Genomic DNA, 459 nt, shown 5'->3' on the forward strand with positions numbered 1-459 from the left:
TCGCTAAGGTTGTCGATTTTTCCGCACCAATAGCCGGCGTGGTCGACACTATCGCCGCGCTGCGCGCCAAGGGCCTGAAGATCGGCTCCTGCTCGGGCTATCCGCGTCCGGTGATGGAAAAGCTGGTACCGGCCGCCGCCGCCCAGGGCTACGCCCCGGACCACTGGGTCGCCACCGATGACCTTGCCGCCGGCGGTCGTCCGGGCCCGTGGATGGCGCTGCAGAACGTGATGACCCTGGGCATAGACGATGTGGCCCACTGCGTGAAGGTCGACGACGCCGCGCCGGGCATCAGCGAAGGGTTACATGCCGGGATGTGGAGCGTCGGGCTGGCGGTGTCCGGTAACGAATTCGGCGCAACCTGGGAGGAGTACCAAGCGATGTCGAAAGCGGAAATCGCCACCCGCCGCGAGCGGGCGGCAGGCAAACTGTATGCCGCCGGGGCGCATTATGTGGTTG

General features: G+C 66.4%; 1 protein-coding gene. It reads left to right on the top strand.

What is annotated here, in order from left to right:
- Positions 1 to 38: 38 nt before the first annotated feature.
- Positions 39 to 459 (top strand): HAD-IA family hydrolase (locus NQ036_RS15470; protein ID WP_257060027.1); only part of this gene is annotated, 421 nt, incomplete at its 3' end.

The sequence above is a fragment of the Brevibacterium sp. 91QC2O2 genome, from assembly GCF_024580695.1.
Classification (GTDB): Bacteria; Actinomycetota; Actinomycetes; order Actinomycetales; family Brevibacteriaceae; genus Brevibacterium; species Brevibacterium moorei.